The organism is Variovorax sp. GW823-FHT04F07, from assembly GCF_058795995.1.
In genome coordinates, this window is sequence record NZ_JBXAIG010000001.1 from 499,767 (window position 1) to 525,005 (window position 25,239).

General features: G+C 67.2%; 22 protein-coding genes. 14 read left to right on the top strand and 8 right to left on the bottom strand.

The annotated features are described in order from the left end of the window. Positions 1-3: 3 nt before the first annotated feature. The 6 genes from AC1RAA_RS02300 (at position 4) to AC1RAA_RS02325 (ending at position 8,042) form a co-directional block, all read left to right on the top strand. Entirely contained in the window at positions 4-972 is a 969-nt protein-coding gene (locus AC1RAA_RS02300; protein WP_492726247.1) for a PDR/VanB family oxidoreductase, read from the top strand. A gap of 55 nt (positions 973-1,027) precedes the next feature. Further along, complete coding sequence (locus AC1RAA_RS02305) at positions 1,028-2,134, top strand: porin (protein ID WP_492726249.1); 1,107 nt, start codon at positions 1,028-1,030, stop codon at positions 2,132-2,134. A gap of 15 nt (positions 2,135-2,149) precedes the next feature. Then, positions 2,150-3,307: an alpha/beta hydrolase family protein gene (locus AC1RAA_RS02310; RefSeq protein ID WP_492726251.1), complete on the top strand. Its 1,158-nt coding sequence runs from the start codon at positions 2,150-2,152 to the stop codon at positions 3,305-3,307. A 41-nt stretch (positions 3,308-3,348) separates the two neighbouring features. Next, positions 3,349-4,665 carry an MFS transporter gene (locus AC1RAA_RS02315; RefSeq protein WP_492726253.1) on the top strand — a complete coding sequence of 439 codons (1,317 nt, stop codon included), beginning with the start codon at positions 3,349-3,351 and terminating at the stop codon, positions 4,663-4,665. A 657-nt stretch (positions 4,666-5,322) separates the two neighbouring features. After that, a complete protein-coding gene (locus AC1RAA_RS02320; RefSeq protein WP_492726255.1) occupies positions 5,323-7,560 on the top strand; it encodes a M1 family metallopeptidase in 2,238 nt (745 codons plus the stop codon). A gap of 74 nt (positions 7,561-7,634) precedes the next feature. Then, entirely contained in the window at positions 7,635-8,042 is a 408-nt protein-coding gene (locus AC1RAA_RS02325) for a lipoprotein (RefSeq protein WP_492726257.1), read from the top strand. 275 nt (positions 8,043-8,317) lie between these two features. On the opposite strand, the gene AC1RAA_RS02330 is transcribed toward AC1RAA_RS02325, so the two are convergent. The 5 genes from AC1RAA_RS02330 to AC1RAA_RS02350 all read right to left on the bottom strand — a co-directional run bounded on the left by AC1RAA_RS02330 (position 8,318) and on the right by AC1RAA_RS02350 (position 12,115). Next, positions 8,318-9,052 (bottom strand): ABC transporter substrate-binding protein, encoded by a 735-nt coding sequence (locus AC1RAA_RS02330; protein WP_492726259.1) that lies wholly within the window; start codon positions 9,050-9,052, stop codon positions 8,318-8,320. 71 nt (positions 9,053-9,123) lie between these two features. Further along, positions 9,124-9,936, bottom strand: a complete 813-nt coding sequence (locus tag AC1RAA_RS02335; protein ID WP_492726261.1) for a substrate-binding domain-containing protein — start codon at positions 9,934-9,936, stop codon at positions 9,124-9,126. An 88-nt stretch (positions 9,937-10,024) separates the two neighbouring features. Then, on the bottom strand, positions 10,025-10,228 hold the full coding sequence (locus AC1RAA_RS02340; protein ID WP_492726263.1) for a type II toxin-antitoxin system antitoxin: 204 nt from the start codon (positions 10,226-10,228) through the stop codon (positions 10,025-10,027). A gap of 45 nt (positions 10,229-10,273) precedes the next feature. Then, complete coding sequence (locus AC1RAA_RS02345; protein ID WP_095947562.1) at positions 10,274-11,170, bottom strand: SPFH domain-containing protein; 897 nt, start codon at positions 11,168-11,170, stop codon at positions 10,274-10,276. 24 nt (positions 11,171-11,194) lie between these two features. Next, positions 11,195-12,115 carry a LysR family transcriptional regulator gene (locus AC1RAA_RS02350; RefSeq protein WP_492726266.1) on the bottom strand — a complete coding sequence of 307 codons (921 nt, stop codon included), beginning with the start codon at positions 12,113-12,115 and terminating at the stop codon, positions 11,195-11,197. Positions 12,116-12,224: 109 nt separating this feature from the next. Between AC1RAA_RS02350 and AC1RAA_RS02355 the strand changes: the two genes are divergently transcribed. Next, on the top strand, positions 12,225-12,656 hold the full coding sequence (locus AC1RAA_RS02355; RefSeq protein WP_062474623.1) for a VOC family protein: 432 nt from the start codon (positions 12,225-12,227) through the stop codon (positions 12,654-12,656). Between the two features lie 10 nt (positions 12,657-12,666). Further along, positions 12,667-13,581, top strand: a complete 915-nt coding sequence (locus AC1RAA_RS02360; RefSeq protein WP_253252381.1) for an amino acid ABC transporter substrate-binding protein — start codon at positions 12,667-12,669, stop codon at positions 13,579-13,581. 29 nt (positions 13,582-13,610) lie between these two features. On the opposite strand, the gene AC1RAA_RS02365 is transcribed toward AC1RAA_RS02360, so the two are convergent. The 3 genes from AC1RAA_RS02365 to AC1RAA_RS02375 all read right to left on the bottom strand — a co-directional run bounded on the left by AC1RAA_RS02365 (position 13,611) and on the right by AC1RAA_RS02375 (position 18,734). Beyond that, positions 13,611-14,381, bottom strand: coding sequence for a TIGR04325 family methyltransferase (locus tag AC1RAA_RS02365; RefSeq protein ID WP_492726269.1), 771 nt, complete (start codon positions 14,379-14,381; stop codon positions 13,611-13,613). A gap of 92 nt (positions 14,382-14,473) precedes the next feature. After that, positions 14,474-15,367: a response regulator transcription factor gene (locus AC1RAA_RS02370; RefSeq protein WP_062474629.1), complete on the bottom strand. Its 894-nt coding sequence runs from the start codon at positions 15,365-15,367 to the stop codon at positions 14,474-14,476. Continuing rightward, positions 15,339-18,734 (bottom strand): hybrid sensor histidine kinase/response regulator, encoded by a 3,396-nt coding sequence (locus AC1RAA_RS02375; protein WP_492726271.1) that lies wholly within the window; start codon positions 18,732-18,734, stop codon positions 15,339-15,341. Before AC1RAA_RS02375 ends, AC1RAA_RS02370 begins: the two co-directional genes overlap by 29 nt. Positions 18,735-18,978: 244 nt before the next feature. Between AC1RAA_RS02375 and urtA the strand changes: the two genes are divergently transcribed. From urtA to fmdA, 6 genes are all read left to right on the top strand, one after another. Further along, the gene (gene urtA, locus AC1RAA_RS02380) at positions 18,979-20,247 is read left to right on the top strand and encodes an urea ABC transporter substrate-binding protein (RefSeq protein WP_062478305.1); all 1,269 of its coding nucleotides are present in this window, start codon (positions 18,979-18,981) and stop codon (positions 20,245-20,247) included. A gap of 124 nt (positions 20,248-20,371) precedes the next feature. Further along, positions 20,372-21,286 carry an urea ABC transporter permease subunit UrtB gene (urtB, locus tag AC1RAA_RS02385; RefSeq protein ID WP_139701702.1) on the top strand — a complete coding sequence of 305 codons (915 nt, stop codon included), beginning with the start codon at positions 20,372-20,374 and terminating at the stop codon, positions 21,284-21,286. A 29-nt stretch (positions 21,287-21,315) separates the two neighbouring features. Continuing rightward, positions 21,316-22,512: an urea ABC transporter permease subunit UrtC gene (gene urtC / locus AC1RAA_RS02390; RefSeq protein WP_492726273.1), complete on the top strand. Its 1,197-nt coding sequence runs from the start codon at positions 21,316-21,318 to the stop codon at positions 22,510-22,512. Positions 22,513-22,533: 21 nt separating this feature from the next. Beyond that, positions 22,534-23,277 (top strand): urea ABC transporter ATP-binding protein UrtD, encoded by a 744-nt coding sequence (gene urtD, locus AC1RAA_RS02395; protein ID WP_095744996.1) that lies wholly within the window; start codon positions 22,534-22,536, stop codon positions 23,275-23,277. 15 nt (positions 23,278-23,292) lie between these two features. After that, positions 23,293-23,982: an urea ABC transporter ATP-binding subunit UrtE gene (gene urtE, locus AC1RAA_RS02400; RefSeq protein ID WP_062478384.1), complete on the top strand. Its 690-nt coding sequence runs from the start codon at positions 23,293-23,295 to the stop codon at positions 23,980-23,982. Between the two features lie 24 nt (positions 23,983-24,006). Then, positions 24,007-25,239, top strand: a complete 1,233-nt coding sequence (fmdA, locus tag AC1RAA_RS02405; protein WP_492726275.1) for a formamidase — start codon at positions 24,007-24,009, stop codon at positions 25,237-25,239.

Below are 25,239 nucleotides of genomic sequence, written 5' to 3' on the forward strand. Positions count from 1 at the left end.
GCCATGTCTTCTCCCACGCTGAACGCCCTCGTGCACACCATGCGCTACGAGGCCGACGGCATCGTCAGCGTCGAGTTCCGGCCGGCCACGCCGGCGGTGGACTTTCCCGCCTTCGAGGCCGGCTCCCACATCGACCTGCACCTGCCCAACGGGCTGGTGCGCAGCTACTCGCTGTGCAACCCCTCGAGCGACCGCCAGCGCTACGTGGTGGGCGTGCTCAACGACCGCAAGAGCCGCGGCGGCTCGCGCTACGTGCACCAGCAGCTGCGCGTGGGCATGACGCTGCCCATCTCGGCGCCGCGCAACAACTTCAAGCTGGAAGAGGGCGCCGAACGCTCGGTGCTGGTGGCCGGCGGCATCGGCGTGACGCCCATCTGGTGCATGCTGCAGCGGCTCATCGCCATCGGCAAGCCGGTGGAGTTCGTGTACTGCGCGCGCACCCGCAAGGAAGCCGCCTTCTGCGACGCCATCGAGGCGCTGGCCACCGAGAAATCGGTGCAGCTCACCTGGCACTTCGACGACGAGAAGGGCGCGCCGCCCGACCTCGCATCGATGCTGGCCGGCAAGGGCGTCACCAGCCACTACTACTGCTGCGGCCCCACGCCGATGCTCGACGCCTTCGAAAAGAGCTGCGAGCAACTGGGCTACGCCAACGCCCACATCGAACGCTTCGCCGCCGTGCATGTGGAGGCGCCCAGCGCCACGCAGACCTGCGTGGTGCAGTGCGCAAAGAGCGGCAAGAGCGTCGAGGTGCCTCCGGGCAAGTCGATTCTCGACAGCCTGATCGACGCTGGCCTCAACCCCGACCACAGCTGCAAGGAAGGCGTCTGCGGCGCCTGCGAAACGGCGGTGCTCGAGGGCGAAGTCGATCACCACGACGGCATCCTCACCAAGATCGAACGTGCGTCCAACAAGACCATGATGATCTGCGTCTCTCGCTGCAAAGGCGAGCGGCTGGTGCTGGATATCTGAGCAACAAGGCCACAACCGACAAGACGGCCGAGAAGAAAACCAACCGAGACATTCAATGAAAAAGTACTTGATCGCGATGGCTGCGGCCACCGCGGCTGGCGGAGCGCTGGCCCAATCTTCCGTGACGCTGTTCGGCGTCGTCGATGCCTCCGTGGTCTACACGCGCGGCAGCGGCAACGGATCGGCCCACAAGACGCAGCTGGGCAACAGCGGCAACATGTTCAGCCGCCTCGGTTTTCGCGGCACGGAAGACCTCGGCGGCGGTTACTCGGCCAACTTCTGGCTCGAGATGGGCCTGCAGAACGACAGCGGCACGGGCTTTCCGTCGAACTCGAACAACCAGGCCAGCGGCAACGGCACGCCCGGCGTGCTGAGCTTCAACCGCCGCTCGACCGTGAGCCTGGCCGGCCCCTTCGGTGAAGTGCGCCTGGGCCGCGACTACGTGCCCGCCTTCTGGAACACCGCGATCTTCGACCCCTTCGGCACCGGCGGCGGCATCGGCGCCAACCAGATCTACTTCTCGGGCCTGGGCGGCCTGGTGGCACCCACCGGCACGCGCGCCTCGAACAGCATCGGCTACTTCCTGCCGGCCAACCTGGGCGGTTTCTACGGCCAGGTGATGTACGCGATGGGCGAGAACGATTCGACCTCGGTGCTGCCCGGCACCCAGGTGTCGAACAAGCGCGACGGCCAGCACACCGGCGCGCGCTTCGGCTACCAGAGCGGCGGCCTCAACGTGGCGCTGGCCACCGGCCGCACGCGCTACGCCGCCGGCGACCTGCGCGTGACCAACCTGGGCGCGTCCTACACCTTCGATGCGGCGCTCATGAACCTCAAGCTCACGAGCGAGCTGTACAAGGAATCGAAGGGCAGCACCGATGCCAAGGGCGTGCTGGTCGGCTTCCAGCTGCCCATCGGACCGGGCGAGATCAAGGCCTCGTACGCGCGCTACAAGCTGGAGCCCGCCAACGCGGTGCGCGAGCCCACGTCGTCGAAGCTGGCCATCGGCTACGTGCACAACCTGTCCAAGCGCACGGCGGTGTACGGCACCATCGCGCGCATCAGCAACAAGAACGGCGCGACGCAGGCCCTGGCCGGCGCCATCACCATGCCCAACCGCGCCTCCAGCGGCGTCGAGTTCGGCATGCGGCACATGTTCTGACGCGGGAGGGCCGGCATGCGCGCAACCCCCGTCTGGCCGCAGGTGCGGCGCCTCGCAGCGCTGGCCCTCGGATCGCTGCTCGTGGCCGGCTGCGCCGGCATGTCGCCGACCGCGCCGCCCGCGCCCGGCCAGCTGCTGCTGGCCAGCCCTGACAAGCTGCACGGCCTGCCCGACGCAGGGCGCAACTGGGTCATGTCGTACGCGTCCACCACCTTCGACGGCGCGAACGCGGTGGTCGTCGGCCAGGTGGCGCTGCCGCGTACGCCCGCGCCCGCCGGCGGCTATCCGGTGATCGCCTGGGCCAACGGCTCGACCGGGCTCGCGCCGCAGTGCGCGCCCTCGCTGGTCGTGAACCGCGAGCGCGATGCCTACCTCAACGCCTGGGTGCAGCAGGGCTATGCCGTGGTGCGCACCGACTACGCAGGGTGGGGCGCCTTCGGGCCCGTGCCCGACCTGCACAGCCGCAGCAACGCCGAGAACCTGGCCGATGCCGTGGCGGCCGCGCATGCGCTCGACGGCACGAAGCTGCGCCCCGACTGGATCGCCGTGGGCCACAGCAAGGGCGGCGGCGCCGTGCTGTGGGCCGCCGGCCTGCCGGACCGCAGCGCCGGCCGCTACCCGCTGCGGGCGGCGATCGCCATCGCGCCCACGGGGCCCGGCGTGCTGCGGTTCATGGACAGCGTGGTGCGCGGCGAAGCGGTCGCCGTCCCGGCGCTGCCCTTCGTGTCGCTGACCGTGATGAGCGCCAAGGCGATAAACCCGGCCATCGACGTGCAGGCCCTGGCCTCGCCCGCGCTGCGCCCGCACCTCGACGCGATGGGTTCCGCCTGCCTTTCGGGGCTGTTCGCGATGCCGCCGCTGCCGCCGGGCCCGTACCTGAAGCCCGGCGCGGCGTACGACGCGATGGCCCGGCTGCTGGCCGCGCAGGATGCCTCGTCGCTCACGATGCGGGTGCCCGTGTCGGTCATCCAGGGCGAGAAGGACGAGACGACGGTCACGCCCGACACCACGGCGGCGATGGTGCGCAGCCTGTGTGCGCGCGGCGCGACCGTGCAACTGAAGCAGTACGCCGGACAGACCCACCGGTCGGTCATCGGCGCCTCGCAATCCGACGCGTTCGGGTTCGCCCGAACGGTCCTCGACGCAGGCAGGCCGGCGAGCGACTGTCCCTGAAGCCGCACCGGCCCCCGTGCAACCCACCTGAGAAGAATCCCATGTCATCCAAGGCCATGCGCTGGTACGGGGTCGTCACCCTGTTCGTGATCGTCGCGATCTCCTACGTCGACCGCATCAACATCGCGGTGCTGATCACCGATGCGGCCTTCCTGAAGCACGTGGGCATCGACGCCTCCGACCGCGTGAGCCAGGGCCTGCTGGCCACGGCCTTCATGCTGGGCTACGGCATTTCGGCCTTCGTGCTCACGCCGTTCTGCTCGGCGCTGTTCGGCGTGCGGCGCAGCCTGATCTACGGCCTCGTGCTGTGGGGCGTGGTGACCTGGGCCTCGCCGATGTTCAACAGCTACGGCCTGCTGCTGGCCTCGCGCGTGCTGCTGGGCGTGTCGGAAGGGCCGCTGTTCTCGCTGGCCTCGTCGTACATCAAGGCGCACTTCCAGAGCCATGAGAACGGCAAGCCCAATGCGCTGGTGAACATGGGCACGGGCCTGGGCCTGGCGGTGGGCTACCCGCTGGTGGGCTACCTGCTCACGCAGTTCGAATGGGACAGCTCGTTCCACGTGCTGGGCGTGCTCAACATCGTGCTGGGCATTCCGCTGGTGCTGGCCTTCGTGCGCATGCCCGCGGGGCACGGCGACGGCATCAAGCCCTCGTCGCTGGGCGATGCGATGGCGCGCGTGGCGGGCATCGTGAAGGGCGCGTTGCACACGCGGCACCTGTTCCTCATCACGCTGCTGACCTCGGCGGCGCTGGCCTATCTCTGGGGCAGCAGCAACTGGCTGCCGACCTACCTGCGCGAGGCGCGCGGCTTCTCGCTGCGCGAGATGGGCTGGATCGCCTCGCTGCCGCAGTACGCCACCGTGCTCGCGGTGTTCACGGGCGGCGTGCTCATCGACAAGCTCGGGCGCGACCGCGTGCCCTTCATCTTCATGGGCGCGAGCGCGGGCGTGGCACTGTCGGTGCTGCTGGCCATCAATGCGCGCGACCCGTACATGGCCGCGACCTGCCTCGTGGCGGCGAACTTCTTCTGGGGCCTGCAAAGCCCCGCCATTCCAAGCACCGTGCAGCACTGCTCGCGGCCCGAGCACACGGCCAGTGCCTTCGGCGTGACCAATGGCGTGGGTAGCCTCGTGGCGGGCTTCATGCCGGCGCTGATGGGCGGCGTGATCACCGCGGTGTCGCACAGTGGCGGCGCAGCGCACACAGCAGTCACCGCGGCCTCGTCGGCGGCGGGTTTCTTCGCGGGCTTCGCACTGCTCATCGGCACGCAGGTCGTCGTGTTCGCATGCGGCTTTCTGCTGTGGTGGCGCGAGCGCGCGCAACGCACTGCTGCAGTCTCTGGTTCACAGCTTTCGTAGCCTTGGTCGCAGCTTGAACCTTCGTACTGTGGCCGCTTCGTCACAGTGAAGGCCCCGTGTTTTTGTCATCTGCGTGAGCAGGTGTTTCGCGCGCAGAACCATCTTCGTATCGCATGGCACGCGTCGCGTGCCATGACGCCATTCGGCCTATCGCGCGCGAACAATTGGAGAGAGAAAAGTTCCGCGGATCGTTGAGCTCATTGCATCGATCAGCTACAACTGCGTGCACTTCAACGGACGAGGGAATGCGCGTGAAATCAACCACAAGAGCCGCAGCCAGTCTTGCCGTCGCCATCGCTTTCGCCATGGCCCCGGCCGTTCACCTGACGGGTGAACGCATCGCGTCAATGCACGGGCACTGAGCCCGGCCCGCGACACCCCACCGCGTTCACACGCTCCCCCCCAACACCCCGCGTCCTGACGGGAATGGCGCCGCTCGCCCCGCGCATTCTGGGACCACCGCAGCACATGCGGTGCGGTCCGGCCTGAGCCTGCGTTCCTGACGAACGGTTTGTTCGCCGGGAGGGCGCTGTGCTGCCCGCATTTCCTGTTGATCTGTCGTTCCACTCATCCCGCGCGCGTCACGTGCATCGCCGGCTATCCGCCGGTGCCTGCGGTGCGGCGCATGTTCCTTACCAAGAGTACCCAGAGGCGATCATGAAATCACTGAATACACCTGTCGTTCATTGCCTGGCCCTCACGGCCGTGACCCTTGCCGCGCTGACGGCCTGCGGCGGCGGCGGAGACAGCGGCGGTGGCGCATCCTTCGGCGGCTCCGGCCTGAACGCGCCGTCGCTGGCCAACGCGCCCGCGGCCGACGGCGGCGACACCACCAAGAAGACCCCCGACGACGGCGTGCCCACCGCACGCGATTCGGCGGCGGCTGCGGTCGACCGCTCGGCCCGGCCGATGGAACTGCCCGACACGGTCTGGCCCGTGAACTACAAGCTGTGGTTCCGCCCCGATGCGGCGCTCAAGACTTTCGTGGGCCGCGCCGACGTGGAGATCGACGTGCTCAAGCCGGTCGACGCCATCGTCGTCGCCGCGCACGACCTCAACTTTGCGCGCGGGCGCACCACGCTGCGCAAGGTGTCCAAGCCGGGCGAGGTGATCCCGCTGATTCCCACGCCGCAGACGCGCGGCGACTTCGTGCAACTGCGCCTGAACGACGGCCAGATCGCCAAGGGCAAGTACCTGCTGCACATGGAGTGGGACGGCAAGATCCAGTTCTCCGATGCCGAGTACTGCACGCCGGAAGTGATGGCGAAGAACCCGCTGTGCTCGGCCGCGTCGGGCATCTTCAAGGTGGGCCTGTCCACGCCCGAGGGCGTGAGCAGCGACGCCATCGTGACGCAGGGCGAAACCAACTTCGCGCGCCAGTGGTTCCCGGGCTGGGACGAGCCGGCCTTCCGCCACACCTTCGAGATCTCGGCCGAGGTGCCGGGCGACTGGAAGACCGTGTCCAACGGCGCGCAGACCGAGGCCGTGAAACTGCCAGACGGCTACCAGCGCGTGGCCTTCGAGAAGACGCCCTCGATGCCGATGTACCTGGCCTTCTTCGGCGGCGGCAAGTTCGACATCCTGGCCGACACCTTCAAGAACCCGCTGGACGGCAGCGACATGGCGCTGCGCTGGTTCACGCCGCCGGGCCGCTCCGACTGGGCCAAGTTCGCGATGGAGTGGACCAAGGTGTCGATGGACTACTACTACAAGTACACCGGCATCTCGTTGCCCTTCAAGAAGTTCGACACCGTGGCCGCCAACGACAGCTACGACAACAAGCCCAACACCGGCTTCGGCGGCATGGAGAACTGGGGCGCGATCTTCGAGTTTGCCGACGCGGTGCTCACCAAGCCCGGCGACAAGCCCACGCTGTACTCGGTGACCGTGGTCACGCACGAGGTGGCACACCAGTGGTTCGGCGACCTGGTCACGCTCGACTGGTGGGACAACGTGTGGCTCAACGAGTCGTTCGCGCGCTGGTTCGAACGGCGCACCACGATCAAGTTCCACCCCGAGTACTACAGCTTCTCCGACTACGTGCTGGACAAGCACAACGTGATCGTGGCCGACCTGAAGCCCTCGGCCGTGCCGGTGCAGCGCAACCTGAACGACGCGGGCTCCTTCGGCTTCATCAGCCCGGCAATCTTTGTCTACAACAAGGGCAGCCACGTGCTGGAGATGGTGCAGAACTACATCGGCGAAGAGGCGATGCAGAAGGGCCTGCAGATCTACCTGAAGGACTACGCGTTCGGCAACGTCACGCCCACGCGGCTGTGGACCTCGCTGGAGAAGGCCGCCGGCGGCAAGAAGGTGAGCGAAATCGGCGACAGCTTCATCCGCCAGACCGGCATTCCGCTGCTCACGGTCGATGCGCAGTGCGCCGGCGACCGCACCTACGTCAACATCACGCAGGAGTCGTTCCCCAACCAGAACCAGTTCCCGGCCTCGACGTGGACCATTCCCGTCACGCTGGCGTACGGCGACGCGATGGAAAAGCGCGAGACCTTCGTGATGTCGAACAACGCCACGCAGGTCGAGCTGCCGGGCTGCACCGCGGTGCTCGCCGGGCCGACAGGGCAGGACTACTACGTGAGCAACTACAGCGCGCAGTCCTGGAGCAACCTGCTGGCCAAGGTGCAGAACTTCGCGGGCAACAAGCCGCTGCTGCTGAACATCGAGCGCGATGCCTTCCGCCTGCTGGGCGTGGGGCGCATCACGCAGGCGCAGTACGACCAGATCAAGGGCGTGCTCAACCTGCCGGCACCGCTGCTCGCCAAGACGCAGCAGAGCCAGCAGAAGATGGCGGCGGTGGAGGCGGGCGGCGAGGAGGAGTACCCGCACGCACTGCGCTTCCAGGGCAAGCTGCCGCTGCGCGAGAACCAGAAGCGTTGAGTTGAACTGAACTCACTTTCGTGAACCCTCGCATGTGCCGCTCGGCGGCGCATGCGTCACTTCATTCGAATTCCATGAAAACTTTTCTGAACTCTTTGCTGGCAGTGGCCTGCGTGTCACTGCTCTCGGCCTGCGGCGCGCGCGGCGGGCCCGAGACCGAACTGGTCGGCGTTTACGCCGTCGAGCGCAACGGCGTGCTCAAGGAGGTCGTCAAGATCGAGCGCGACGGCGACCGCTACATCATGCGCGACAAGGTGCGCACCCCCGAATGGAGCGAACCCAAGATGCAGCTGCAGCCGGTGACGCGCGAGCGCTGGAGCCGCATCACCACCGACACGGAGAACACGTCCTTCGTCGGCATCTCGAGCGACCAGCTCGGCATCTTCAAGGTGCCGCCCGGGTGGCAGAAGAACGGCTTCAAGACGCAGACGGGCTACTTCCTGTTCTATTCGCAGGGGCCTGTGGAGGCGCACAAGTTGTGATGTCCAGGGCGTCGCTCCCGCCGACGAGGTACCTTGCTCCGCGAATGTCCCCCGGCCTGCGGCCTCCTCCTTGATTTCGCTGCGCAAGGCACCTCATCGACGTGAGCGAGTTCAGAGCGGTTGTTGATCAGCCAACACAGCAACAGCGCCCAGCGGGTGCAGGACACTGGGTGCTTCCCGCAGCGAAATCAAGGAGGAGGGGCGAAGCCCCGGGGGACATTCGCGGAGGGAAGTACCCGGTGGCCTGTGCACGCGCCCTGAACAGGAGCGCCTAGTTACGGCGCAACGATCGCGCCTTCGATGCGATGGCGTTTCAACGCATCGGCCACAAAGCCAGAAGCCTTCATCTCCTCGACGAAGGCAGCAAGCAGCGCCTGCGCCTCGGCCCCGCGACTTGCCGGCGTGCCCATCGCCTGCTGGATCACCATGAAGCGCCCCGGCAGCACACGCACCCCCGGTGCCCGGGCAGCCTCGCCTTCGAGCAGTTGGCGAATGCCCGCCGCCACCTCGACCTCGCCCGCGCGCAATGCAGCGAGCGCAGGCCCCGCGCCCGGCAGGCGCACGATCTCGGCCGCCTTGATCTCGCGCGTGAGGAACAGGTCGTAGGCGCTCCCAGAGCCAACCGAGATGCGGTGGCCTTCGGCATCGACCTGCGCGTTGTCGGTCAGCGCAGAAGATTCGGGCACGAGGTAGCTGCCCTCGATCAGCACATAAGGCGCCGTGAAGCGCAGCCCTTCGCTGCGCGCCGGATCGACCGCGAAGAAGCCGATGTCGGCCTTCTCGTTCTTCACCGCGTCCACCGAGGCCGCGGCCTTCTCGAACACCACCAGCTCGATGCCCACGCCGAGCCGCCGGGCGAACTCCCGGGCCAGGTCGATCGACACGCCGAACGGCTCGCCCGTGGTGGCGTCCTTGTTGGCCAGGATCGGGTTGCCGAGGTTGATCGAGGCGCGCAGCGTGCCGCTGGGCGCGAAGGCGGTCACGAGGGCGGAAGAGGGCGATGTGGTCATGGCGTCCGTTCGTCGGGAAGGCGGAAGGAGGGGATGAAGGCTGCCAGTTTACGGGCCGCGAAGCCGCCGCTTCAGCGCGCGGACAGTGGCTCCAGCCCCGTCTTCGCGATCGTCGGCGCCGCCGCCGGCGCGTTGAGGTAGCGGATCAGCTGGCGCGCCGCCTCGGGCTGTTTCGAGGCCGTGGCCACGCCGGCCGAGAACACCGTCACGCGCTGCACCTCGGCGGGCAGCGGGCCGATGTAGTCGATGCCCTCGATGGGCAGCAGCTCGCTCACTTGCTGCAGGCCGAGGGCCGCGTCACCGCGCGCCACCACGGTGCCCACGCGCTCGCTGAGGATGCGCTTGCTCTTGGGCTTCACCTGGTCCTCGATGCCCAGCGTCTTGAGCAGCTCGGTCTCGTAGTAGGTGCCGCTCGCGCTCGCCGAGTAAGCGATCGACGGCGCCGCGAGCAGCGTGCGCTTGAGCGCGTCGACCGTGCCGATGTCCGGCTTGGGCGCGCCCTTGCGCACCGCAAAGCCGATCGATGAACGCACCAGGTCGACCTGGCTGCCCGCCACCACCTTGCCCTGCGCCACCAGCGCATCGAGCGCCGGGCGGGCCAGGATCACGACGTCGGCGGGTTCGTTGCGCCCGAGGCGGCTGGGAATCGAATCGCTGGCGTTGCCCATCGACGCGCCGTAGGCCGTCTTCACGCTGCGCCCGGTGCTGCGCTCGAAGCCGGGGCGCAGCTCGTTGTAGGCGGCGGTGAAGCCGCCGGAGGTCATGACGTGGATGTCGCCTGTCGCGGCGGGTGGGGGGCTGACGCAACCGGCGAGGACGAAGGAGGCGGCCAGCGCCAGGGCGGCACGGCGGGTCAGGGCGGAACGGAGGGCGAAGGTGGTCACGGCGTGTGTCTCCTGATGAAGGGTGCCGTCCCATCGTAGAGGCCGAGGCTGTCAATCGGCCTTCAGGAAATTCGGGGTTACTACCAGCCTAGCGCGGCGGCTTGGGCGGCGCCGCATCTTTGGCGGGCGCAGCCGCCGCCGGCAGGCGCCCCCGTTTCGCGAGCCCTTCGCGCAGCAGGAACTCGACCTGCGCGTTCGCGCTGCGCAGCTCCTGGGCCGCCAGCCGCTCGATCTCGGCCCACAGGGCCGGATCGATGCGCAGCGGGTAGGACTTCTTACCGGGACTGGCCATCAGGGAACAACGACGTGGCGGCGGTGAACAGGTGCCGTGGATGCATCAGGTGTAGAGCGTGCCCGTGTTGACCACGGGCTGGGTTTCGCGGTCCGAGCACAGTACCACCAGCAGGTTCGACACCATCGAGGCCTTGCGCTCGTCGTCGAGCACGACGAGGTTGCGCTCCGACAGCCCCTTGAGGGCCGCCTCGACCATGCCCACCGCACCCGCCACGATCTGGTGCCGCGCGCTCACGATCGCCACCGCCTGCTGGCGCCGCAGCATCACCTGGGCGATCTCGGGCGCGTAGGCCAGGTGGGTGAGCTTGGCATCGAGCACCTCGACGCCGGCGCTGGCAAAGCGCTGGTTCAGCTCGGCCTTGAGGGCGTCGGCCACCACGTCGAGCCCGGCGCGCAGTGTGACCTCGTCGCTTTGCAGGTCGTCGCCGCTGTCGTAGGCGTAGAGCGTGGCCAGGTGGCGGATGGCGGCTTCGGACTGGATGGCGACGAACTTGTTGTAGTCGTCGATCTCGAACACGGCCTGCGCCGTGTCGTGCACGCGCCAGACCACGGCCGCGCCGATCTCCACCGGGTTGCCGCGCTTGTCGTTCACCTTCAAAGGCGGCGTGTTCAGGTTGCGCGCGCGCAGCGAAATCTTCTGGCCGGCCTGGAACGGGTTGGTCCAGCGCAGGCCCTCGGTGCGGTCGGTGCCCTGGTACTCGCCGAACAGCGTGAGGATGATGCCCTCGTTGGGCTGCAGCATGTACAGCCCCGGCAGCAGCGCCACGCCCGCGACGATCAGCAAGACGTTCATGGGCAGCGGCATCATCCGCTGCACGAGGGCCCAGGCGCCGACCGCAAGGATCAGCAGCGCCACGGCGACGATGCCGTATCCGTTGACGGACCGATACGGCCGCTCCCTGCGGACCGGGCGAGGGATGGACGGGGTCTGCTCGTGCATGAAGGCCTCCTGTTGAAAGTGATATCACTTTAATATCCTTTTGGAGGTCGTCAAGGCTTTCTTTCGGCCTGCCTTCGCCGGTTCGGCCGCCTCGCGCAGGCACTGCGCAAACTGCGCGACGAGGGGCGGGCTGGCCCGTGGCTTGCGCTGCAGCAGCCCGATCTCGCGATGGAACGTGGCCTCGCCCAGGGACAGCATGCGCACGCCCGGCGGCAGTGGAAGGTGGGCCTCGACCCACGGCACGAGCGCAACGCCCAGGCCCTTGGAGGCCAGGTGGATGAGCCCGGAGATTTCGTCGACCTCGATGGCTTCGCTGACCACGAGGCCTTCGCGCTGGAGGAATCTTTCGACCATGCGTCCGCCGAACGATGCACGGTCGTAGCGCAGGAACGGCTGTTCCAGCAGCAGGGTGCGCCAGTTCCTGCCCGGCACGTTCGCGGGGGCAATGAGCACATAGGGTTCGCGCACCAGGGTCTGCCACGTCAGCTCGGGAAGAATGCCGAAGGGCGGCCGGATGATCACGGCCGCGTCGATGCTGCCGGCGTCCAGGTCGTCCATCAGCCGCATCGACACGCCGGGCGAGATGTGCACGCGCAGCAGGGGGAAGCCGGCGCGCAGTTTCTCGAGCGCGCGCGCCACCAGCGTCGGCTGCGCGGACGCAATGGCGCCGATGCGCAGCAGCCCGGCGTTCGCGGCGTCGTCGGGCAACTCGCCGAGCTTGGCGTAAAGCGCGCAGATTTCTTCCGCCCGTCCCAGCGTGGTCTCGCCCGCCGCATTCAAGGTGGCAGAGCGGCCTGTGCGATCGAAGAGCGGGAACCCGAGGGATTCCTCGAGCCGCTTGATCTGGCTGCTGACGGCCGATTGGGTGAGGCCGATGCGCTCTCCCGCCGCGGCGAATGTGCCGTGGCGACACACGGCGATGAAGGTTCGAAGCTCGGTGATCATTCGGTATTCATCGAAATGGGTGGTGCTCAGCGATGAAATATATCGTTTTCGGTTATGTGGCTCGCTGCTTAGAGTCCGTCCACCCTGAACTCCTTGATCGATGAACCCCATGAGCACCCCCACTGCACGCATCCCATTCCACCTGGCCTTTCCCGTGCGCGACATCGCCGAGGCGCGCGCCTTCTACGGCGAGTTGCTCGAATGTCCCGAAGGCCGCAGCTCGACCGAGTGGGTCGACTTCAACTTCCACGGCCACCAGATCGTGGCGCACCTGGCACCCGACGAATGCGGCCACAAGACGCACAGCGCTGTGGACGGCCACGACGTGCCCGTGCGTCACTTCGGCGCCGTGCTGCCGATGGACCTGTGGCAGGCGATGGCCGACAAGCTCATTGCACGCCAGACGAAATTCGTGATCGAGCCCTACATCCGGTTCAAGGGCGAGCCCGGCGAACAGGCGACGATGTTCTTTCTCGACCCGTCGGGCAACGCCATCGAGCTGAAGTCCTTTGCGGACCTGGATTCGCTGTTCGCCGTCTGAAAGCGCCGACGTGAAAACAACCCACTGCCTTCTGGCGGCCGCAACGGCCGCGGCGCTCCTGCTGAGCGCCGGGCGTGCATCCGCCCAAACCGACGTGCTGAAGAAGATCAGGGAGTCTGGCGCCATCACCATGGGTGTGCGCGACGCCTCGGGCGCCATGTCCTTCACCCTGGGGCCCGGCAGCTACACGGGCTTTCACGTCGAGGTCTGCGAACGTGTCATTGCCGACATCGGGAAGGCGTTGCAGATCGGCAAGATCCACGTGAAGTACCAGCTCGTCACGCCGCAGAACCGCATGCCCCTCGTGCAGAACGGAACGGTCGACATCGAGTGCGGTACCACGACCAACAATGCGGCGCGCCAGAAGGACGTCGCGTTCGCCCCGACGCTCTATGTCGAGGGGGTTCGCATCGCGGTCAAGGCGACATCCGGCGTTGCTTCTGCGGCTCAGCTCGCCGGCAAGGCGGTGGCCGTCACGACGGGGAGCACCTCCGTCCAGCTGCTGAGAAAACTCAAGCGCGACAACGCCCCGGAGATTGCGGAGGTGTACGCCAAGGACAACAGCGAAGGGTTCCTGCTGCTCGAATCGGGCCGCGCGGAGGGCTTCGTCGCCGACGGGCAGATCCTTGCCACCTTGATTTCCAGGAGCAAGGAGCCGGCGCAGTACCGGCTGCTCGACCAGGTGCTCAGCGTCGAGCCGATCGCGATCATGATTCCCAAGGGGGATGCCGCGTTCAAGAAGCTGGTCGATCAAAGCGTCCTGGCGTTGGCAAGGAGCGGGGACGCCGCGCGGCTCTACGACAAGTGGTTCATGCAACCCATTGCGCCGCACGGCGCGAAGGTGGGGCTGCCGGCCAGCGCCCTGACCAAGGCCGCCTGGGCCAACCCCAGCGACAAGCCGATGGAAGACTACGAGGTGCGATAGGGTCGCACGCGCAAGGCAATGCGGTCGAATCAGGCGATCAGGTCGAAGCAGCAGCCCGCGTAGTACGGCTTGTCGCCGCCATCGACGAAGGGCACCTCGATCGGCTTGCCCTCGTTGCGCCACACGTCGCGCTTGCGGTAGCCGGCGCGTGCCAGGTCGGCCAGCAGCTCGTCGTGGTGCTGGATGCGGTAGGCGCACACGGCCACGCCGATGCTGTTGAGCGTGTAGATCGTGCGCTCGGGGTGCACGGCCGTGGTGTTCATGACGATGCGCCGGGGCTTCACGGCGAGCGCGGAAAGAATCGCGTCCATGCGCATCGGCAGGTACTGCAGGCTGCCCGACACGTACAGCACGTCGCAGCCGCTCGCGTCGCGGTAGTCGGTGGTGAAGCCGAGCTGCGCGGTCGCCTCGCGCTTGACGGCCATTGCGCGGCCGCTCTCGACCACGCCGGGCACGTCGCACACCGTCCAGCGCAGGGTGTCGGGGTAGCTCAGCACGCGCCGGAAGGCGTAGTACTTGATGCCGACGTGCCCGCCCAGGTCGAACACGCGCGTCAGGCCCGCATCGATGGAACGGCCCAGCCAGAAGAGGCCGGGATAGTCGTAGAAATAGATCTGCGGGCTGTAGAGCTCGCCCGCGTCGGCGTTGGCGTAGCCGACGGCCTTGGAGGGCGGCGCGCCGGCCTCGGCCGCCTCGAAGCTCTCGAACGACCCCATGAAAAGGTTCTCGTCCGTGTTGTTCAGGAACTTGCGCCGGTAGGCGCTTTCGCGGGGCGGGAAGGTCAGCAGGCTTGAAAGCATCTCTCTCTCCTGTGGCTTTCGCATTCTGAGCGCAACCGGCGCCTTTGGGGGGCGATAGCCCACCGCCGCGGGGGCGGTTACCCCGTGGGGGTTTACATGCCGCTCGCCAGTGCCGCAGCCGCCGCGCGGGTCTCCACCCCCAGCTTCTCGAAGATGTGCTCCAGGTGCTTGTTCACCGTGCGCGGGCTGGTGCCCAGGATCTCGCCGATGTCGCGGTTGGTCTTGCCCTTGGCGAGCCAGGACAGCACCTCGGTCTCGCGCGGCGTGAGGGCCGCGTCGGCCAGGCGCGCGGCCGGCCCTTCGCGCTGGATGGCGAACAGCAGCATGGTCTCGCCCAGCGCCGCCGCGCCCAGGTTGCGCACCGACAGGCGCATGCCCGTGGCGGTGCCGATGGCGATCGACGCACCCGGCGCCAGCGCAGGCTCCACCGAGGCGGGCAGGCGCCCCGGCGCCACCGGGTCTTCGAGCGCGTGCAGCCACAGCGCGGCCTGCGGCGAGCGCCAGGCGATGCGCCCGCGCGTGTCGACGAACACCACGCCCATGCCCGCCACGTCGACCGCGTCGCGCGCCATGCGGGTGATGCGGGCGTTGCGCGTGTGGGTGTGCAGGCGCGCCAGCACCTCCTGCGCGCGGATCGGCTTCACCACGTAGTCGACGCCGCCGCACTCGAAGCCCTCGACCACGTGCGCGGTTTCCGACAGGCCGGTCATGAACAGCACCGGGATGTGCGCCAGCGCCGCGTTGGCCTTGATGCGCCGGCAGGTCTCGAAGCCCGAGAGGCCGGGCATGAGGCCGTCGAGCAGGATCGCGTCGGGCACCACCAGCTCGAGCCGCTGCAGCGCGGCCTCACCGTCGGCCGCCACCAGCACGGTGTAGCCGCTGGCCTCGAGCGTGTCGCACAGCATGCCCAGGCTGCTGGGGGCGTCGTCCACCACCAGCACGACGGGGCGTTCGGATTCATGACCGGGCGAGGGGAGTGTCTGCATCTTCTGCCAGTGCGTTGCGGAGGTTGTCGAGTTCGAAGCGCGCGACCATGCCGCGCAGCCAGGTGCAGGTGGCCGCTGCGGCGGGCGAGGCCGCGGCCAGCCGGTCGAGCGCGGTGTGCAGGCCGCGCACGTGGCCCATCTGCACCAGGCGCATCAGGTCGGCACGGTCGTCTTCGCCGAGCGCGAGCAGGGGCGGGCGCGGCGGCGCCAGGTCGGGGTCGGCGGGCGGCGGCATCGCATCGCCGATCGCCAGCCATTCGAGGCCCAGGTGCCGCTCCAGCGTGGCGATGAGTTCCGACTCGATCACCGGCTTGCCCACGAAGGCCTGGCAGCCCGCGGCGCGCAGCCGGTCGGTCTGGTTCTCGAACATGTTGGCCGAGACGATGATGATCGGCAGCTCGGCAAAGCCCGAGGCCCGCACCGAGCGCGCGGTCTGCCAGCCGTCCATGTCGTCCATCGTCAGGTCCAGCAGGATGGCCGAGGGCAGCTCTTCGCGCAGGCTGTCGAGGCACTCGGTGCCGCTGGCGGCCTCGCGCACCGTGAAGCCCAGCGGCGCGAGCATGCCGGCCAGCATCTGGCGCTGCACCGGCTGGTCGTCCACCACCAGCAGCGTGCGGCGCTCGCCCAGGTAGCCCGACACCGGTTCGCGTGAGCCCGCCTGGGGGCCGGGGTCGGAGACCTCACGCAGGTACACGCGCACGCTGAAGGTGCTGCCCGCCGACGAGGTCGACGCCAGCTTGAGCTCGCCGCCCATGAGCGAGGTGAGCAACCCCGTGATGGTCAACCCCAGCCCCGTGCCCGGCTCGCCGCGCCGGCGGCCCGCAGCGCCGCGCTCGAAGGGCAGGAAGATGCGCTGGCGGTCCTGCGGCGCCACGCCGATGCCGGTGTCGACCACGTCGAAGCGCAGCACCTCGCGCCGCGCGTCGACGTGCAGCGTGACGGTGCCGCTGTCGGTGAAGCGCACGGCGTTGGTCAGCAGGTTGATGAGAATCTGGCGCAGCCACTTCACGTCGGCGTGCACCCACGGCGGCAGCCGGCCCGCATGCGTGTAGACGAACGCCAGGCCCTTGGCCTCGGCCTGCGGGCGCACCATCTGCACCACCTGGTCGAGAAAGGCGGGCAGCGCGAGCGGCGAGGGCTCCAGCTGCAGCCGGCCGGCCTCGATGCGCGCCAGGTCGAGCAGCCCGTCGATGAGGCCCAGCATGTGCTCGCCGCTGCGGTGGATGGTCTGCACCGCCTCGCGCGGCGGCAGGGCCGCGTCGCCGCCCTTGAGCAGGATCTGCGAGTAGCCCAGGATGCTGTTGAGCGGCGTGCGCAGCTCGTGCGTCATGCCGGCCACGTAGCGGGTCTTGGCCTGGTTGGCGGCCTCGGCCGCTTCCTTGGCGGTCTGCAGCGCGGCGTCGGTGCGGCGGTGCGCTTCGATCTCGAGCGCAAGCAGGTTGTTGTGGCGGTTCGACTCTTCCTGCGCCATCTGCCGGCTCTCACTGCCCAGCACCACCCACCACGCGGCCACGGCGGCGATCACCGAGAGCAGCGCGAACACTTTCAGAAAAGCCGTCGCCATCGCCGAATCGATGGTGCCCGCAATGGCCTCCTGCGCGTAGACCACGCCCACCACCGTGGCCAGCAACGCGATGAGCGAGGTGGCGACCAGCAGGTAGTGCGCGAAGCGGAAGTTCAGCCGCGCCGACAGCGCCGGCGGCAGCAGCGCCTGCAGCCAGCCGCTCATCTGCTCGGCGGCGCGCGAGTCGGTCTTGCAGCGGTCGTGGCAGCGCGATTCGAGCGTGCAGCACAGCGAGCAGATCGGCGCGCTGTAGGCCGGGCAGTGCGCCATGTCTTCCGACTCGAAGCTGTTGTCGCACACCGAGCACTTCACGCTCTGGCCCGGCGTCCAGCGGTCGATGTCGGTGCGCGCCAGGTAGTAGCGCCCGCGCGTCCGCCACGCCAGCAGCGGTGACACGGCCATGGCCGTGGCCAGCGCGATGAAGGGCGAGAAAGCCCGCGCCCACTGGCCGAGCGCACCCGAGTAGGCCAGCATCGCCAGCGCCGCCGCCACCAGCATCGCGACCAGGCCCACGGGGTTGATGTCGTACAGGTGCGCGCGCTTGAACTCGATGGTCTTCGGGCTCCAGCCCAGCGGCTTGTTGATGACCAGGTCGGCCACCAGCGCGCCGACCCAGGCGATGGCGATGTTGCTGTAGAAGCCCAGCACGTGCTCCAGCGCGGCGAACACGCCCAGCGCCATCAGCAGGATCGCGATGGCCACGTTGAACACCAGCCACACCACGCGCCCCGGGTGGCTGTGCGTGAGGCGCGCAAAGAAGTTCGACCACGCGAGCGAGCCCGCATAGGCGTTGGTCAGGTTGATCTTCATCTGCGAGACCACCACGAACAGCACCGTGATGCCCAGCACCCACGCCGGGTCGCGCAGCACGTACGAGAAGCCCGTGAGGTACATCTGCGTCGGCTCGATCGCGTGGTTGGCCGGAATCTCGTGCTGCAGGGCCAGGAAGGCCAGGAACGCGCCGCCCATCATCTTCAGCATGCCCGGAACGATCCAGCCCGGCCCGGCGACCAGCACGGCGGTCCACCAGCGCCCGCGGTTGGCGGCGGTCTTCTCGGGCAGAAAGCGCAGGTAGTCGACCTGCTCGCCGATCTGCACCACGAGCGAGAAGGCCACCGTGGCGGCAGCGCCGAACATCAGCGGATCGAAGCCGCTGCTGTCCGAGGTGCGGCCCACGAGGCCGGTGAAGTCGGCGTACAGCTCGGGCTTCTTCACCATCACCGCGATGAAGGGGCAGACGAACAGCACGATCCAGATCGGCTGCGTCCACAGCTGCAGCCCCGAGATGAGCGTGATGCCGCGCGCCACCAGCGGAATGATCACGATCGACGACACCAGGTACAGCAGCCACAGCGGCCAATCGAGGTACATCTGCAGCGCCAGCGCGAGGATGGCCGCCTCGAGCGCGAAGAAGATGAAGGTGAAGCTCGCGTAGATCAGCGAGGTGAGCGTGGAGCCCAGGTAGCCGAAGCCCGCGCCGCGCGTGAGCAGGTCCATGTCCACGCCGTGGCGCGCCGCGTAGTACGAGATGGGCAAGCCCGTGAGGAAGGTGATGAGCCCTACCACCAGGATCGCCCACAGCGCGTTCGAGAAACCGTAGCTCAGCGCGATGGCGCCGCCGATGGCCTCCAGCGCCAGGAACGAGGTGGCGCCGAAGGCCGCGTTGGCCACGCGGAACTCCGACCACTTGCGAAAGCTGCGCGGCGTGTAGCGCAGCGCGTAGTCCTCCAGCGTTTCGTTTGCGACCCAGGCGTTGTAGTCGCGGCGGATGCGAAAGATCTTCTGTCCGGAGACGGATGTCATGGCGGGTTCTCGCGGCGGCGGCAACGGTGGCATGCGGCAGGTACAGCAAGAAGCGCTCCCTGCTGTCCCGTGCCTTGTCTGCTCGCGAGTCTGCGGCCCGGGCAGGGGCGCATCGCTACGTTGAATGACGTATTCGCGAGTACGCAAGTGATTTCTAAAGTACCAGCCATGGTGCTCGCAGCACCGTCCGATGCACTGCGATGGTGCGCGGCTCACTCTTCTTTCAACCTGCCTGGAGTTCCTGATGTCGCGTGATTCCGATCCTTCTTCCCTCGATGCCATGGCACTGCGCCGCCGCCGCCTGCTGCAGGGCGCCGCCGCGCTGCCCGTGATGGGCCTGAGCGGCCTGAGCTTCGGCCAGGGTCAGTTCCCCACGGCCAAGGTCAACACCACCAAGCTCGCGGTGACCGACACCGAAGTCACGGTGGGCCAGCTGCATTCGTCCACCGGCACCATGGCCATCTCGGAGACGGGTTCCATCCAGGCCGAGCAACTGGCCATCGACCAGATCAACGCCATGGGCGGCATCCTGGGTCGCAAGATCAAGGTCATCAAGGAAGACGGCGCCTCCGACTGGCCGACCTTCGCCGAGAAGTCGAAGAAGCTGCTGGTCAACGACAAGGTTGCCGCCGTGTTCGGCTGCTGGACCAGCGCCTCGCGCAAGGCCGTGCTGCCGGTGTTCGAAAAAGAGAACGGCCTCTTGTACTACCCGACCTTCTACGAAGGCCTGGAGCAGAGCAAGAACGTGATCTACACGGGGCAAGAGGCCACGCAGCAGATCATCTGGGGCCTCGACTGGGGCGCGAAGGAGAAGAAGGCCAAGACCTTCTTCCTCGTCGGCTCCGACTACATCTGGCCGCGCACCTCGATGAAGATCGCGCGCAAGCACATCGAGAACTTCCAGAAGGGTTCGGTCAAGGGCGAGGAGTACTACCCGCTGGGCCACACCAACTTCAACTCGCTGATCAACAAGATCAAGGTGGCCAAGCCCGACTGCATCTTCGCGGCCGTGGTGGGCGGCTCGAACGTGGCCTTCTACAAGCAGCTCAAGGCCGCGGGCATCACCGGCGACAAGCAGTTCCTGCTGACGCTGGCCGTGACCGAGGACGAAATGACCGGCGTGGGCGGCGAGAACTTCGCAGGCTTCTACTCGTCGATGAAGTACTTCCAGACGCTGGACAACGAGAACAACAAGAAGTTCGTGGCGGCGTTCAAGGCCAAGTACGGCAAGGACGCGGTGATCGGCGACGTGACGCAGGCGGGCTACCTGGGACCGTGGCTGTGGAAGGCGGCGGTGGAGAAGGCGGGCAGCTTCGACATCGACAAGGTGGTGGCGGCGTCGCCGGGCATCGAGCTGAAGACGGCGCCGGAGGGCTACGTGAAGCTGGATGCGAACCACCACTTGTGGAGCAAGGCGCGCATCGGGCAGGGGCAGCTCGACGGCAGCTTCAAGGTGGTTGCGGAGTCGGGCGAGTTGATCAAGCCCGATCCGTTCCCCAAGGGGTATCAGTAACTCCCCCGAAGCGGCTCACTTCGTGTAGCCGCCTCCCCCTCAAGGGGGCGACACCTGCGGCCCGGCAAAGCCGGTTCCGCGGTGTCTCACGACTTGTTCCCTGACCCTTACCGGATATTGCGCAATGAGCCTCTCGGACATGATGAACATCGGCCTGATGCAGGGCTTCGCGGGGCTGAGCCTCTTCGCGGTGCTGCTGCTCATGGGCCTCGGGCTCGCGATCATCTTCGGGCAGATGGGCGTGATCAACATGGCGCATGGCGAGTTCATGACCATCGGCGCCTATTCGATCTTCCTGGCCGCGCAGGTGACCGAGCGCATGGCGCCTTCGCTCATGCCGTACTACTTTCCGATCGCGATCGGGCTGGCCTTCGTGTTCGCCTTCATCGCCGGCTGGCTCGTGGAGTGGGCGCTGATCCGCCACCTGTACAAGCGGCCACTCGACACGCTGCTGGCCACCTGGGGCGTGAGCCTGGGGCTGCAGCAGATCTTTCGCACCTTCATCGGCCCGAAGGAAGTGAGCCCCACGCTGCCCGAGTGGCTCATGGGCTCGTGGACGCCGCACGAAGGCCTGGACATTCCGATCAACGGCCTCTTTGTGCTGGCGCTCACGGCGCTGGTCACGGGCGGCGTGCTCATTGCCTTGCACAAGAGCCGCTGGGGCCTGCGGGTGCGTGCCACCGTGGCCAACCGCACGATGGCCAACGCCACCGGCATCGACACCAAGAAGACCGACCGCCTCACCTTCGCCATCGGCTGCGGCATTGCCGGCGTGGCGGGCGCGGCCTTCACCACCATCGGCTCGACCGGGCCGACCTCGGGGTCGCTGTACATCGTCGACGCCTTCCTGGTCGTCACCTTCGGCGGCGCGGCCAGCCTGCTGGGCACTGTGGTCTCGGCCTTCGGCATTGCGCAGACCCAGTCGATCTCGGAGTTCTTCATGACCGGCTCGATGGCCAAGGTGCTGACGCTGTCGCTGATCGTGCTGATTCTCATGATGCGACCGCAGGGACTTTTCGCAGTCAAGGTCCGCCGCTGAACCCGATTCCTGTTTTGGAGAACGTTCCGATGAATTTCATCAAGGCCTCGATCCTGCGCTACCAGCTCGGCAGCCTGCTGCTCCTGGTGCTGCTGCTGGCGGTCGTGCTGCCGCTCTCGCTCGACATCTTTCGCCTGAACCTCGTGGGCAAGTACCTCACCTATGCCTTCGTGGCCGTGGGCCTCGTCATGGTGTGGGGCTACGGCGGCGTGCTGAGCCTGGGGCAGGGCGTGTTCTTCGGCATCGGCGGCTATGCGATGGCGATGTTCCTGAAGCTCGAAGCCTCCGACCCCATCACCACCAAGATCCAGTCGACGCCCGGCATCCCGGACTTCATGGACTGGAACCAGATCACCGAGCTGCCCGCGCTGTGGCTGCCGTTCAAGAGCCTGCCGCTGAGCCTGGCGCTGGTGGTGCTGGCGCCGATGGCGCTGGCCTGGCTCATCAGCTTCGCGATGTTCAAGCGCCGCGTGGGCGGCGTGTACTTCGCGATCATCACGCAGGCGGTGGCGCTGATCTGCACCGTGCTCATCATCGGCCAGCAGGGCTACACGGGCGGCGTGAACGGCATGACCGACCTGAAGACGCTGCTGGGCTGGGACACGCGCACCGACAGCGCCAAGTACATCCTCTACTACGTCTGCGTGGGCCTGCTGGTGCTGAGCATCCTGCTGTGCCGCTGGGTGCAGACCAGCAAGCTGGGCACGCTGCTGCTGGCCATGCGCGACAAGGAAGACCGCGTGCGCTTCTCGGGCTACGACGTGTCGAACTTCAAGGTCTTCACCTTCTGCCTGGCGGCCGGGCTCTCGGGCATCGGCGGCGCGATGTTCGCGCTGCAGGTGGGCTTCATGTCGCCCAGCTTCGTGGGCATCGTGCCCTCGATCGAGATGGTGATCTTCTGCGCCGTCGGTGGCCGCATGAGCCTGGTGGGCGCGGTGTACGGCGCGTTGCTGGTGAACGCGGGCAAGACGCTGTTCTCCGAGAGCTTTCCCGACCTGTGGCTGTTCCTGATGGCCGCGCTCTTCATCGGCGTGACCATGGCCTTCCCGATGGGCCTGGCCGGCCTGTGGGAAGACACGATCAAGCCGTGGTGGGCTTCGCGCCGGCAGGCCCTGCGCGACGCCGCGACGAAGCCACCGCCCGCCGCCGTGTCAGCCCCTTCACCCGTCGCCGCGCCGCAGGCCGAGCCCGTGCTGCCCGAAGGCATCGGCCGCCAACGCGCCTGACCGACACCGGAACCCCACCCCATGAGCAACACCGACTTCGCACTCGCCGTGGAAGACCTCAGCGTCTCCTTCGACGGCTTCAAGGCCATCGACGACCTGACGCTGTACATCGACAGGAACGAGCTGCGCGTGATCATCGGCCCGAACGGCGCCGGCAAGACCACGCTGCTCGACCTGATCTGCGGCAAGACACGCGCCAGCGCCGGCAGCATCAAGTTCAAGAACACCGAGCTCACCAAGATGGCCGAGCACAAGCGCGTGCGGCTGGGCATCGGCCGCAAGTTCCAGACGCCGTCGATCTACGAGAACCTCAGCGTGTTCCAGAACCTGGAGGTGTCGTTTCCGAAGGGGCGCTCGGTGTTCGGCGCGCTGGCCTTCCAGTGCGACGACGAGGTCAAGGGCAAGGTGCAGGCCATCGCCACGGAGATCGGCCTGGCCGACAAGCTCGGCACCGAAGCAGGCCTCCTGAGCCACGGCCAGAAGCAGTGGCTGGAGATCGGCATGCTGCTGATGCAGGAGCCCGAGCTGCTGATGCTCGACGAGCCCATTGCAGGCATGAGCGCGCGCGAACGCGAACTCACCGCCGACCTGTTGCAGCGCATCTGCCGCAACCGCGCCGTGATCGTCATCGAGCACGACATGGCTTTCGTCAAGCAGATCGCGCACAAGGTCACCGTGATGCACCAGGGAAAGATCCTCGCCGAAGGGCCGATGGAGAAGGTGCAGGCCGACCCGAAGGTCATCGACGTTTATCTGGGCCACTGAACCATGAGCACCATCATGCTGAAGGTCGACGACCTGCACACCGCCTACGGCCAGAGCGAGGCGCTGCACGGCATCTCGTTCGTGGGTCATGCCAACGAAACCATCGCCATCATGGGCCGCAACGGCATGGGCAAGACCACGCTGTTCAAGAGCCTCATGGGCGTGCTGCCGATCAAGAGCGGACGCATCGAGGTGGCGGGGCAGGACGTGTCGCGCGACGAGAGCTTTCGCCGCGTGGCCAAGGGCATCGCCTACGTGCCGCAGGGCCGCATGATCTTCCCGACGCTGACGGTGGAAGAGAACATCCAGACGGGCCTGGAGAACTCGAAGACCCGCCGCATCCCCGAAGAAATCTACGCACTGTTCCCTGTGCTGTGGGACATGAAGAGCCGCAAGGGCGGCAACCTCTCCGGCGGCCAGCAGCAGCAGCTTGCGATTGCGCGCGCGCTCGTCACCGACCCCAAGGTGCTGCTGCTCGACGAGCCCACCGAGGGCATCCAGCCTTCGATCATCAAGGACATCGCCAAGGCGCTCAACGAGATCCGCAAGCTGCGCGGCATCACCATCGTCGTGTCCGAGCAGGTGCTGAGTTTCGCGATGGACGTGGCCGACCGGCTGTTCGTCATCGAAGGCGGCCGGCTCGTGCACGAGACCGCGCGCGACAAGACCGATGTGGAACACATCAAAGCCTATCTCTCTGTCTAACCACAACCCCAGGAGCCACTGCACATGACGGACACGCTGATCAAGGTCGACCTGACCAAGCCGCCCACGGAGAACGAAAACATCCACAACCGCTGGCACCCGGACATTCCGATGGCCTGCTGGGTCAACCCGGGCGACGACTTCATCCTCGAGACCTTCGACTGGACCGGCGGTTTCATCAAGAACAACGACAGCGCCGACGACGTGCGCGACATCGACCTGAGCACCGTGCACTACCTTTCGGGCCCCGTGGGCGTGAAGGGCGCCGAGCCCGGCGACCTGCTGGTGGTCGACCTGCTGGACATCGGCGCCAAGCAGGACAGCCTCTGGGGCTTCAACGGTTTCTTCTCGAAGAAGAACGGCGGCGGTTTTCTCACCGATCACTTTCCCGAAGCGCAGAAATCGATCTGGGACTTCAAGGGCATGTTCACGAGTTCGCGCCACATTCCCGGCGTCAACTTCGCGGGCCTGATCCACCCCGGCCTGATCGGCTGCCTGCCCGACAAGCCGATGCTCGACCTATGGAACGAGCGCGAAGGCAAGCTCATCGCCACCGGCCCAGACCGCGTGCCCGGCCTCGCGAACCCGCCGTTCGCCGGCACCGCCCACATGGGCAAGATGACCGGCGAGGCGAGGGCGAAGGCGGCAGCCGAGGGCGCGCGCACCGTGCCGCCACGCGAACACGGCGGCAACTGCGACATCAAGGACCTGTCGCGCGGCTCGAAGGTGTTCTTCCCCGTGTACGTCGACGGCGCGGGCCTGAGCGTGGGCGACCTGCACTTCAGCCAGGGCGACGGCGAGATCACCTTCTGCGGCGCCATCGAGATGGCCGGCTGGGTGCACATGAAGGTCACGCTCATCAAGGGCGGCATGGCCAAGTACGGCATCAAGAACCCGATCTTCAAGCCCAGTCCCATCACGCCGCAGTACAACGACTACCTGATCTTCGAAGGCATCTCGGTCGACGAGAGCGGCAAGCAGCACTACCTCGACGTGAACGTGGCCTACCGCCAGGCCTGCCTGAACGCCATCGAGTACCTGAAGAAGTTCGGCTACTCGGGCGCGCAGGCCTATTCGATTCTGGGCACCGCACCCGTGCAGGGCCACATCAGCGGCGTGGTCGACGTGCCCAATTCGTGCGCCACGCTGTGGCTGCCCACGGGCATCTTCGACTTCGATATCAACCCGAACGCCTCGGGGCCGGTGAAGTTCATCGACGGCAGCGTGGACATGCCGCTGTCGCACGACCTGCGCTGA